Genomic DNA, 11,905 nt, shown 5'->3' with positions numbered 1-11,905 from the left:
GCCATCATGGCCGAAAAGAAAACGCTGACGACCGACAGCCGCACCGTAACCGTGGACGAGGCGGTGATGTATGTGATCGAGGTCAACAACGACATGGCCAAGGAGTTCGGCGTGGACATGACCAGCGCCGCCGCCGCCGCAGTGGACAGCAAGGATGCGCTGCATATCGTCAAGAAACTCGGCCTGACCGGGCGCGCCTATATCAAGACCACCAAGGGCAAGGATTACCTGATCCTGAAAGGGGCGCCGGGCCAGCGCGTCGGGCTGACCGGTACGCGCTATCTGGCGAGCAATCCGAAAGTGGCCAAGCTGGTCATCTCGCCCAAGACGCTGGGCGCCGGGGCGGCGCGCATGACCGGGCTGGCGGTGGTCGCCTATGCCGGGCTGCGCATCGCGGAACATATCCTGTCCGAAGATGACCCGCGCCTGACACAGCTGTTTGGCAATATCGCTGCGGATGTGATCAAGTTCGGCATCTCCGCCGGGGCTGGTTTTCTGGCCGGAATGGCGGTTGGCACGCTGACCACCGTGGTCGCGGGACCGGCCATTGCCGCCATCGTCGTCGGCATTGGGGTCGGCATTCTGCTGGACCGCGCGGATCGCAAGTTCGGCCTGACGGAATCCCTTGTGCGCGCGATCGAGGACGGCGTGGACGCCGCGCAAAGCCCGTTCCGCAAACTGGCCCGCTATATCAACGCCTGGGAGCGCCATCTGGTCAATCAGGCGGTCAACAACGCCATGCGGTTCCGATGAATCGTACCACCGCTCTTCTGATCCTGGGCGGCTTTTCCCTTTTGGGGGTCTGGGCCGCCCATCTCGGCTTGTCCGACATTCGCACCGTGCGCGCCGACATGCTGGCCTGTCTTGCAACGGTGCGGATTGATCACAGCGCGTTTCTGCTGCTGTCCATGGTTCTGGTGCCGCTGTTCCCGTTGCTGGCGGTACTGCCCGACAAGCACCACAGCAAGCTGTTTTCGCTGGTCGTCGCGCTGGGGATCGCCCTGCCCTTTCTGGGGCTCTGGTCGGTAAGCTCCGTGGCCCAGACGCAAGGTTATGTCTTTGACCACGAACTGAACCTGTTGTCCCAGCTGGAGAACATCGGCCAGCTGACCAACGCCGCCGCATGCAGCCGCGTTGACAGTTGACAGCTGTCAACATTCGCGCGGATCCCCTGCCCTTGCCCCAGCTCATCCCTGCAACAAGGCCATGATCATCGGTCCCGGCGAAAACGCCCCAACCGCTGCCTTGCGGCTGAGCGCCCGCAGGTAGCCACCCGGCGATTTGATGTCAGACACGCGTTGCAAAATGCCCGCCACGGTGATCGCGGCCACTTCTGGCCCCATCGCCTCGACCGCCTCGGCCCAGGCGTCGGGGCTGATCCCCATCATGCCGCGGACCAGAGCGGCCAGCGCGACAAGCTCGTGCCAGTTCGTGACCTCATGGGTCGCATAGGGCAAAATGTCGGGACAGGCTTTCAATACCAGGCCCAAAGGCAGATTTGGCATCGTCTGCGACGGACGCGCCCTTGGCCGATCAGTCTCCACCCCGGCCACTTTGTGCTTTTCGAAGCCAAATTCAGAATCAAGAGTTTCTGTATTTGAATTCTGATAGTGCCGCTCATTTTCACTGTCATTGCCGTGCATTTTTTCTGTTTCTGACAGGGCTACGCGAATGTCGGTCAGGATTTCCTGCACCTCTGCACGCAGCGCCTCCAGGGCGTCCATGTCCAGCTTGCGGCGGGTCTGCTTATGAATGTCCAGCAAACGGGCCTCCAGAGGCGCCCAGAGCGGCCCTGGAGCCGTTTCCTGCCCGAATAGAGACAGTTTGACCGCATCCCGCTTCATCACCATCACCTCCTCGCGCAGGCGCTTCAGGCGCGCCTCTGCGTCGCGGGCGGCCTGGGCGGCCTGGGCAATGTCGCCCGCGCGTACCAACAGCGGACGCAGGTCAAAGCCAAAAGCGCGTGTGACCGTACCCTCGCCATCGCGTGCGGCGTAGCGCTTGCCATTGGGGCTGTCGTGGCGCGCAATCAGCCCGGCCTTGACCAGGGCTGCCAGATGGCGGCGCAGCGTGCTTTCTGCCATGCCATGAGCGCGTTCGGACAGCGCCTTGTTCGACGGGAACACCACCAACTGGGTGTTGTCGGACAGGTTCGGCTCCGGATGGAAGCTCAGCAGCGCATTCAGCACCGTCAGGTCACGATCCGTCACGCCCATGGCCACACGGGCGGTGCAGAGCGTGCGAAACAGCTCCCATTTGTCGCAATGAGGCACGGCAGGCGCGGCCTGAGCTGCCTGTGCACGTTCAATCAAGCCAGCCGTCACCGGCCGCCGCCCAAAGGGCGTCGTTGTCAAAATCTCCATGGCATTTCACCGGGCAAAATTTCTTTACCCACCGGAGTCGGAGGTTGTTGACAGCTGTCAACAGAACGGCCTAGATTCGGAGGTGCTAGACAACGAAACGGCCTCTCGGGATCCCGATCCTGGGGGGTCTTTTCTTTCTGCCTTCCTGTGCCTCCTGTCCTTGTTGCTGCTCTCTCAGGTCATTCGCTGCTGGATTGGCTCCAGTCGCGATGAAGCTGGGTCAGATGATCTGCCAGCCATTCGTCAAACCCGTCCTTGGCCTCGACACTGACCACCAGACGCCCGGACTTGCGCGCGAGTGTCGCCAGCGGTTTGCCATCCTCGGTGGTCAGTTTGCGCGGGGCAGGGGCGGCCGGTTTGGGCGTCTTCAACGCCGCCATGACCGCGTCAAAGCGCACGTCCGAAGTCTCGCCCTTAGCGTCGGCCACCAGGTCGCGCGCGCCAATGCGCTCCGCCAGGCCCAACCAGCGGTCGCGCCCGACACCCGGCGCGGCGCCGATCGCCTCGATCAGGGACAGGGGAACGCGGTCGGCCACGGACAACATGCGCGAGATCAGCGTTTTGTCCATGTGCAACGCAGCGCAGATCACCTTGCGCTCATAGCCTGCGTCGCGCATCTGGCGCGCGAAATTGGCCTTCTCGATAAAGCTCAGATCACGCCGGGCCGAGTTTTCCTGCCCCTGGGCCAGAACCAGGGCGCGGTCATCCAGGACACGCACCATCGCCTTGACCGGCTGCGCCAGCTGCTTCAGCGCGGCAACGCGACGGCGACCGTAAACGACCTGATAGCGTTCCGGATCATTGGGATTGGGGCGCAGCAGCACCGGCACCTGCTGGCCATAATCGCGGATCGACTCGACCAGGGCGGTGATGTCTGCGTCCTCGTCCAGACGATCGCGCAGCCCGGCATTGTCGATCATGCGCGGATCGACCTCGACCAGAGAGCGCGCCTTGAGATCGGCAATCGACTGGCTGACCGCCCCAATCGCGCCGGAGGTATAGCGCGGCTTGGCCGCATCGACGCGGGTTTCAGCTTCGTTGCCTTCGGCCGGGGCCTCCATCAGGCCCTTGAGCAATCCCTTGCGTGCCATGTCACGCTCCTTCCGTACGGCCCCAGGCCTGTTGCACCAGCGCTTCGATCTCGCCGTTCACGGCGTTCAGGCTGTCCATCGCGCGTTCATAGGTGGTGCGGGTAAACTGGCTCTTTTCCACCTCATAAAGGGTCTGTTTGGTAATGCCCGCGTCCGAAATCGCGGTGGATTTCAGCGCCGTGTGATTCAGGACATGGTCACCGAACAGCGCGCGCATGAAGCTGACCATCTGATTTTGCGGACCATCGCCGGGCTCGTACCGCGTGACCACGTAACGCAGCCAGTCGTAGGACATGTTGCCGCCTGCCTCGGCCACCACTCCCAACAGATTCGAGACCATCAGCAGGAACTGGCACATGGACATCACGTCCAGCATCTGGGGATGCACCGTGACCAGAACCGCCGTGGCCGCCGACAGGGCGGACATGGTCAGGTATCCCAGTTGCGGCGGGCAATCCATCACCACGACGTCATAGTCCTTTTCAACTTCAGCCAATGCGTCGCCGACTCTGGTGAAAAACATGTTGCCATCGCGTTGCACCAGCGCACGCGGGGTGTCGTGCTCGAACTCCATCAGGTCCAGGTTTCCAGGCACGATATCGAGATTGGTGAAATAGCTTTTCTGGATCACCTGGCTCAACGGCACCGGATCCTCATAGCGGATCGCATCGTACAACGTACCACCGTCCAGCAGGTCGAATTCCGGCTGGAACCCGTGCAACGCCGAGAGGCTGGCCTGCGGGTCAAGATCAATGGCCAGCACGCGGTAGCCGTCCAGCGCCATTTTCTGGGCCAGGTGGGCCGCCGTGGTGGTCTTGCCCGATCCCCCCTTGAAGTTGATCACGGTAATGACCTGAAGATGATCGCCCTCGCGACGACCGGGAAGGTAGGTTCCGGGTGATTTAGTGCCTGATTCCAGCATTTCGCGCAGGGCCTGGATATCGGCCGCCGAATAGCTGCGTCGCCCGCCCGCGCGCACCTCGGGTTCAGGGCCGCGCCCTTCCAGATGCAGCTTGCGCAGATAGGCATCCTTGACGCCCAGAAGCTCCGCCGCCTCGCCCGAGGTGAACCGGCGCATCTGCTTGCGTGCGTTGGGGGGAAAAAGCTGCGCCCGGTGGGCTTGCAAACGTTCGGAAAGTTTCAGAGCATGCGTGCCAACCAACTGGTCAATGCGGGTCCGCAGCTCATCCTTTGCCTGACCCAGAATGGCCATGTCTTCGGCGCGCGACGTGTCCATCGTCGTTTCGTCCATCTGTCGTACCTCATGCCGGGTCGTTGTTACGCTTCCGGTCGTATTATTCACTTTCTTCCGTATATACATGTCCGAGGCCAGAGATTCTCGCAAGGATTATTTCCACAGCCTGTGGATAACCTTCCGGCGGAGCACGAGGGCAGGGCATCCAACCGCGCTCCAGGCTGGTAATCGCATGAACGCACAGTGTTGCAAGTGCGCACCGTCCATCAGGGGTTGAGAAAAAACCGTAGACCGAACTCGTTTCAAAGTTGCGCCAAGGCCACGCCTGGTGCAATTTCTCACAAAATCTCATTTCTGTTAATGGAGTGTTAGCATGTTGCCGCATTTGCCTCGCGACGAGTCCGAGTCTACCGATTTGCGTCAGAGCCTTCTTCGCAGCACAAGCATTGCGGCCCTCATCGCATTCTTGGTCGCCACCCCGCACATGGCCCGCGCACAGGTATTGACCTGGGACGCCGGGGATACCGGCAACGGCGTCACCATTGACAACGGCAGCGGCGATTGGGATGGGGCCGACCCGAACTGGAACAACGCTGGCGCCAACGGCACTTGGTCGGACGGTGCCTCTGCCGTGTTCGATGGCACCGCAGGCGCAGGCGGGCACACGGTCACCATTACCGGCGCAGTAGAACCCGCAGGCATTCTGATCGGCGGCGACGGTGGTGCGGGAACCGACTTCACGATCACCGGCGGCACAATCTCGGACGCATCGGCTGTTGGGGGCGTGACCATCACGGTGGGGGACGACGTCACGATCGCCTCGGACCTGGTGGGGGAGTTCGATATTGTCGGAACGGAAACCCTGACCCTAAGCGGCAACAACGCGGGCGTGACCGATCTGAACGTGAACGGCGTCGGCGTGACCGTGAACTCAGTTGGCAATGTTGGGGGCGATGCGTTCAACGCGGGAACGTTGGACCTGGATGGTGGTCTTGGCGGGTCGCTGACAAATACCAACACCCTGACCCTCGGCAGCGACATTGGCGGATCACTGACCTCGAATGGCATCGTGACGGTGGACGGCGATGCGACCATCGGCACAACGACCACGATTACCAGCAACAGCCTGACGGTGAACAGCGGCGTGACGCTGACCGGCACCAGCATGACCACGGTGCAGTCGGGGGGGACCGTGATCGTTGACGGCAGCCTGACAGGTGACGTCACCAACGACGCTGGCGGCACACTGGATGTGAACGGCACGGTGACCGGTGCTGTAGACAACGACGGCACCATGACCCTGGCAGGTACGGTCGACGGCAATGTCGACACCTCGTCCGGGCTGACCGTTGACGGGGCGTCGACCATTACCGGGACGCTGAACAACAACGGCGCGGGCACTACCATCGTCAACAGCGGGTTGACCGTGACCGGCGGCGCGACCAACTCGAACTCGTTGATCATCAACGATACGCTGACCGGCGATGTCACCAACACGGCGGGCACCACAACCGTAAACGCGGGCGGGTCGGTTACCGGCACGCTGACCGTGGGTGGCGGCACGGCCAATGTGTCGGGTGACCTGGGCGCATTGGATGTGAACTTCGGCTCGGCCAATGTGAACAGTTCGATCGCCGTGGCGGGCACGGTGGACAACGCGGGCACGGTCACCCTGGGTAACGGCAACACGGTGACGGTCACGGGTCTGACCACCAACGAGGCCGGGGGCACCTTCAATGCGTTGGCTGGCTCGACTCTGGCGGGTGATTTCACCAATGCGGCGGGCGGTATGACCACGATGTCCGGCAGCACCATTGGCGGCGGCGCCGGATCGACGGTGACCAACGACGGTACATTCAATCTGAATGGCACGATTGATGGCGACCTGGTGAACAATGCGAACGGGTTCAATGTCACGGCAGCTTCGAATGTCACCGGCACCTTTACCAACAGCGGCACGATCACCCTGAACAACCTTCTGACCGTGACCGGGACCACGACGAACAACGCCGCGGGCGTGATCAACGTGCAGAACGGTTTTGTCGGCAATGTCGACAACGACGGCACTCTGAATGTGAACTCGACCCTGACCGGGGACGTGACCAACAACGCAGGCGGCACCGTTGATGTGAGCCTACCCGGGTCGATCACCGGCACGCTGGCGAACTCCGGCACCGCATTTGTTGGCGCGGATGTTGGTGTGATCGACAACAATGCTGGCGGCGCCATGACGATCGACGGCAGCATGACCACCGCCTCGGCAACCAATGACGGCGGCTTGACCGTGGCGGCGGGCGTGACCTTCGATGTGACCGGCGACCTGACCAACGAGGGCGCAGGCGTTATCGGCATGGATGGCACGAGCATCGTCACCGTGGGCGGCGCCTTCGACAACCAGGGCCTGATCGACGTGACCGGTGACATGACGGTGACCGGGAACACGACCAACTCGGGCACGATGAACGTCATCAACACCTTTACCGGGGACGTGACCGACACCGGCGGCCTGACCATATTGGCGGGTGGTTCCATGACCGGCGACCTGACCACCGGGTCGGGCGGCACCTCGACCGTCAGCGGTGCGTTGACCGGCACGGCAGATGTGCTTTCGGGTGGTTCGCTGACCGTGGACGGGAACATCTCGGGCCTGGTCACCGTGAACGGAGGCGGCGGGCTGGACCTGAACACGGGTGGCATCCTGGCCGGAGGGCTGACCAATGCGGGCACGTCGACCATCGCGGGCGATGTGCAGGGCGGGGCGGTCAACTCCGGTTCGCTGACCGTGGATGGCGCGGTGACCGTGACGGGAACCTTTGACAACCTGGCGGGCACAACCACCGTCGCAGTCGGCCACAGCCTGACCACCACCGGGGCGCTTACGAACTCTGGCGGGGCGACGCTGGACATTGACGGCACCCTGGACACGGGCCTGGCGACGCTGACCAACAACGGCACGATCAACCTGTCGGGCACGATCTCGGAGAGTGTGATCAACACCGGTCCGATGGCATCGCTGGTGGTGGATGGCGCGGGCACGATCTCGGGCACGCTGGACAACAGCGCCGCCGTCACGATCAACTCCGGCGCAACGCTGAGCACCACGGGCGCGGTGACGAACCTGGCGGGCGGCACCTTTACCGTTGACGGCACCCTGGGCACCGGCATCACCAATGCGGATGGCGGCACGCTGGACGTGAATGGCACGGTGCAGGGCGACGTGGGCAACAGTGGCACCATGACCCTGGCGGGCACGGTTGATGGCAACCTGACCAATGCTGCGCTGACCGGGGATCTGACCGTTGACGGGGTCAGCAACGTGACCGGCAACTTCACCAACAACAACCTGACCACAATCGCCGGGGCAGGGGTTCTGACCGTTGCGGGCACCGCAACCAATGCCGCGGGCACGTTGACGGTCGATGGCACGCTGGACAGCGATGTGACCAACGCGGCCGGGGCCATTCTGGACGTGAACGGCACGGTGACCGGCACGGCCACCAACAATGGCACCATGACCCTGGCGGGCGATGTTGACGGAGATCTGAACAACAATGCCGGGCTGACGGTAGATGGCACCTCGACCGTCGGTGGGGCGCTGAACAACACCGGCACCGGCACCGCGACGATTGACGGTGCGCTGACCGTGACCGGCCTGACCACCAATGACGGCACGATGACCGTGAACGGCAGCCTGACCGGCGATGTGACCAACAATGCAAACCTGGCGCTGGCGGGCACGGTCATCGGCATGGTCGGCAATACCAGCGTGTTGAACGTGACCGGCCCCTCGACCATTGATGGCGCGCTGGACAACAGCGGCACCACCACGGTGAGCGACACCCTGACCGTGACCGGCCTTGCCACCAACACCGGCACCATGACGGTGAATGCAGTTATCACCGGAGATGTGAGCAGCTCGAACATTCTGGACGTGAACGCTGGAGGCGGCATCGACGGCGCCCTGACAGTGACCGCAGGCACCACCACCCTGGCCGGAAACCTGGGATTGCTTCAGGCGCAGGGCGGCACGGTGACCGTGGATGGCGACATGTCCGTGTCGGGCACGGTGCAGAACGACACCACCATGACGGTGAATACCGGCACCACCATGACCGTGGCCGGGCTGACCACCAATAGCGGAACCGGCGCCCTGACGGTGGACGGCACGCTCGCCGGAGATGTGCAGAACGATCTGGGCGGCACGCTGGACGTGAACGGAACGGTCGATGGCGACGTGGACAATGACGGCACCATGACCCTGGCCGGTGTGGTCACCGAGGATCTGACCAACAACGCCGGGCTGACGGTTGATGGCGTTTCGACGGTGAATGGCGCGTTCGACAATACGGGCACCACCGACGTGAACGCGGGGCTGACCGTGGACGGGCTGACCGACAATGATGGCACGCTGAACATCAACCTGGGCGGCAGCCTGACCGGCGACGTCGAAAACGAGGGAATCGTGAACCTGGCCAGCCTGATGACCGGGGATCTGACCACACAAAACGGCGGGCTGTCGACCGTGACCGGCACGCTGGATGGCAACCTGACCACCGATACCGGCGGCACGTCGGACCTGACCGGAACGGTCACCGGCAATGCCACCAACGACGGCACGTTCAACATGGATGGCACCGTCGACGGCGACCTGACCAATACGGGCGGCACGACCAACCTGAATGGCGGCGTCGGCGGCGCGCTGGACAACAGCGCCACGCTGACCCTGGCGGGCAACAGCACCGTGGGCAGCACCTTTACCAACTCCGGCACCGCAACGGTCGGCGCCGGGCTGGAGCTGGACGTGACCGGCGGCACCACCAACGCGGCAGGCGGCAACCTGACAGTCACTGGCACCCTGGACAGCGACGTGCAGAACGATGGCACGGCCATGCTGACGGTGGATGGCACCGTGGACGGCGCCGTGACCAATGCCAACGGGGGCACGGCGGATGTGAACGGCACGGTGACCGGCAATGTCGACAATGACGGCACCATGACCCTGGCGGGCATGCTGGGCGGTGATCTGGACAACAGCCTTGACGTGACCGTGGATGGGGCCTCGACCGTTGCGGGCGGTGTCACCAACAGTGGCGACCTGACGGTCAACAGCACGCTGGACGTGGCTGGGCTTCTGGACAACGGCGGCACGGTGGACGCCAATGCTGGCCTGACCTGGGGCAGCTTCACCAACACCGGCACGCTGAATGTGAACGGCGCGATTGGCAGCGCGGGCAGCGGCCTGCTGACCAGCACCGGCACGATCAACCTGACCAGCGGCGCGTCGATCACCTCGGACGTGACCATTGACGGCACGACCCTGGCGGTGGATGGCGCGGTGGCTCTGAATGGCGAGCTGAGCGCGGTCGGCGCGACCATCGACCTGGTGGATGCCTCCCCGGTCACCCCGGCCAGTGCCCTGGGCGATGTGCTGACCGTCAACGGCGGCGCGGACCTGACCGATGCCACGATCCGCCTGGACGTGGACCTGAGCGGCACCGAGGCCGCCCATGACGCAGTCAACATCACCGGCCTGGTGGTGCCGACGGCAACGGATGCATCGAACCCCTCGACCACGCCGAATGCGGTGACGCTGGACTTCACCAACGTCGCCCTGGGCGACGAGCGCGGCGATCTGACCACCGACCTGACGGTGCTGACCTATGGCGGCGCGCTGCCCGGGTTCAATGCCCAGGGGCTGGGAAGCAGTGGTGCGCTGATCTACTTCCTCGACACCGCCACGGCAGGGGAGGTGACGCTGAAATCCTCGGCCAACCCGGCGCTTGGGGCCTTGTCCGGGTCCGTCGGCCTGACCCAATCGCTGATCGGCGCGGTGATCAACCGTCCCTCCAGCCCCTTCGTGGCCGGTCTGGCCGTGCCTGGGGATGACCCCTGCGGGTTTGGCACCTGGGGCCGTTTCGTCGGCGGTTCCGCCGATGCCACCGGGTCGTCCAGCACCCAGTCCTCTGGCGGCAGCGCGGGTCTGGCGGTGGAAAGCGAACTGACCGCCGATTACGCGGGTTTCCAGCTGGGGCTCGACCACTCCTGCTTTGCCGGGCATTACAACGGTTGGGATCTGAGCTTCGGCGGCATCGTCGGCCTGAACGAGGGCAAGACCTCGCAGCCGGTGTTCCCGATCGATCCGAGCACGGGTCTGGCGAGCACGATCACGCCTGCCTCGTACAACAACATGGATTTCCGCCAGACCTATGGCGGTGTCTATGTGACCGCGGTGAAGGACCGGTTCCTGATGGACCTGCAATACCGGTACGAGTGGACCGACTTCGACCTGGAAAACACTGGCGCCGATGGATCGGACGACCGCGTCGGCATCATGGACCAGAGCTTTGACAGCACCGCTCACACACTGTCCGGCTCGGTCAGCTACGTTATCCCGGTGAATGAAGAGACTCGGGTCAACTTCATCCCGACCGCCGGTTTCTCCTACACCTCGACCACGACGGACAACATTATGCTGAGCAGCACCCATGCGGTTGACGGTCCGGCAGATGGGGTTCTGGTGATCGAGGACAGCACGACCGAGGTCGGCTTCCTCGGCGGGACGCTGTCGCGCACGAATGTCGCGCCCAGCGGCACTTGGGCGATGACCTATTTCGGCACGGCGACGGTCTATCACGACTTCTCGGGCGCGTCGCGCAGCACCTACTACGGCACCCTTGCGGACTTCGATGCCGGGACGAACGGCCAAGTCATCGAATCGTCCAACCTAGGCACTTATGGCGAGGTCAGCCTTGGTGTGAACTACACCAAGCTGCTGGACGGACAGGGCATGCTTGGCGGCCGTCAGTTCAACGCCTCGGCGCGGATCGACGGGCGTGCGGGGGATGCGCAGACCAGCTGGGGTCTGACCGCGCAGGTTCGGTTGCAGTTCTGACCACACCTGTGGTCTTGGGACCGGGTCGACAATTTCAACCTTCACGCGGGCGGGGGCGCTTGACCCCCGCCCTGTGATTGATCAAAGTTGAGACGCATTGCCGGGCCTGGCCTTCCGGGTCATTCGGTTACAAAAGGAAGGCGTTGTTCCCCATGTCTCAGTTCAGCAAAGTCGCCTGGAAGGAGGGGCTGTTCCTTCAGCCCCAGCATTTTCAGCAGGCCGACCGCTATCTGGAAAAACTGGTCCAGGACCGCACCGGGGTGATCACGCCCTATCCCTGGGGCATGATCGAAATGCGGATCGACCGCGACATGACCCAGCATGGCCGGTTCGGCCTGCGCACCGCCGTGGGCCTCATGCCCGA

Annotated in this window: 7 protein-coding genes; 4 read left to right on the top strand and 3 right to left on the bottom strand. The window is 63.5% G+C overall.

The window, feature by feature from the left end; translation table 11 throughout:
• The first annotated feature begins 6 nt into the window (after positions 1 to 6).
• Together ACO07D_RS00710 and ACO07D_RS00705 are read left to right on the top strand one after the other, a co-directional pair.
• Positions 7 to 753: a hypothetical protein gene (locus ACO07D_RS00710; protein WP_421701012.1), complete on the top strand. Its 747-nt coding sequence runs from the start codon at positions 7 to 9 to the stop codon at positions 751 to 753.
• On the top strand, positions 750 to 1,145 hold the full coding sequence (locus tag ACO07D_RS00705) for a hypothetical protein (RefSeq protein WP_421701011.1): 396 nt from the start codon (positions 750 to 752) through the stop codon (positions 1,143 to 1,145). The genes ACO07D_RS00710 and ACO07D_RS00705 overlap by 4 nt, the downstream gene beginning before the upstream one ends.
• A 42-nt stretch (positions 1,146 to 1,187) precedes the next feature.
• Here ACO07D_RS00705 and repC read toward each other — a convergent pair whose 3' ends face one another.
• The 3 genes from repC to repA all read right to left on the bottom strand — a co-directional run bounded on the left by repC (position 1,188) and on the right by repA (position 4,667).
• Positions 1,188 to 2,363, bottom strand: coding sequence for a plasmid replication protein RepC (gene repC / locus ACO07D_RS00700; RefSeq protein ID WP_421701010.1), 1,176 nt, complete (start codon positions 2,361 to 2,363; stop codon positions 1,188 to 1,190).
• A 179-nt stretch (positions 2,364 to 2,542) separates the two neighbouring features.
• On the bottom strand, positions 2,543 to 3,454 hold the full coding sequence (repB, locus tag ACO07D_RS00695; protein ID WP_421701009.1) for a plasmid partitioning protein RepB: 912 nt from the start codon (positions 3,452 to 3,454) through the stop codon (positions 2,543 to 2,545).
• A gap of 1 nt (position 3,455) precedes the next feature.
• Positions 3,456 to 4,667 carry a plasmid partitioning protein RepA gene (gene repA, locus ACO07D_RS00690; protein ID WP_421701051.1) on the bottom strand — a complete coding sequence of 404 codons (1,212 nt, stop codon included), beginning with the start codon at positions 4,665 to 4,667 and terminating at the stop codon, positions 3,456 to 3,458.
• 466 nt (positions 4,668 to 5,133) lie between these two features.
• Here repA and ACO07D_RS00685 point away from each other — a divergent pair, with 466 nt between their 5' ends.
• A complete protein-coding gene (locus tag ACO07D_RS00685; RefSeq protein ID WP_421701008.1) occupies positions 5,134 to 11,541 on the top strand; it encodes a beta strand repeat-containing protein in 6,408 nt (2,135 codons plus the stop codon).
• A 152-nt stretch (positions 11,542 to 11,693) separates the two neighbouring features.
• A partial coding sequence (tssK, locus tag ACO07D_RS00680; RefSeq protein ID WP_421701007.1) for a type VI secretion system baseplate subunit TssK occupies positions 11,694 to 11,905 on the top strand: 212 nt, incomplete at its 3' end.

Origin of the sequence: Aliiroseovarius sp., from assembly GCF_965228805.1 — a bacterium.
Taxonomy (GTDB): Bacteria; Pseudomonadota; Alphaproteobacteria; order Rhodobacterales; family Rhodobacteraceae; genus JASBTN01.
The sequence above is the reverse complement of the archived record's forward strand: the minus strand, read 5'-3'. Positions and strand labels throughout refer to the sequence as shown.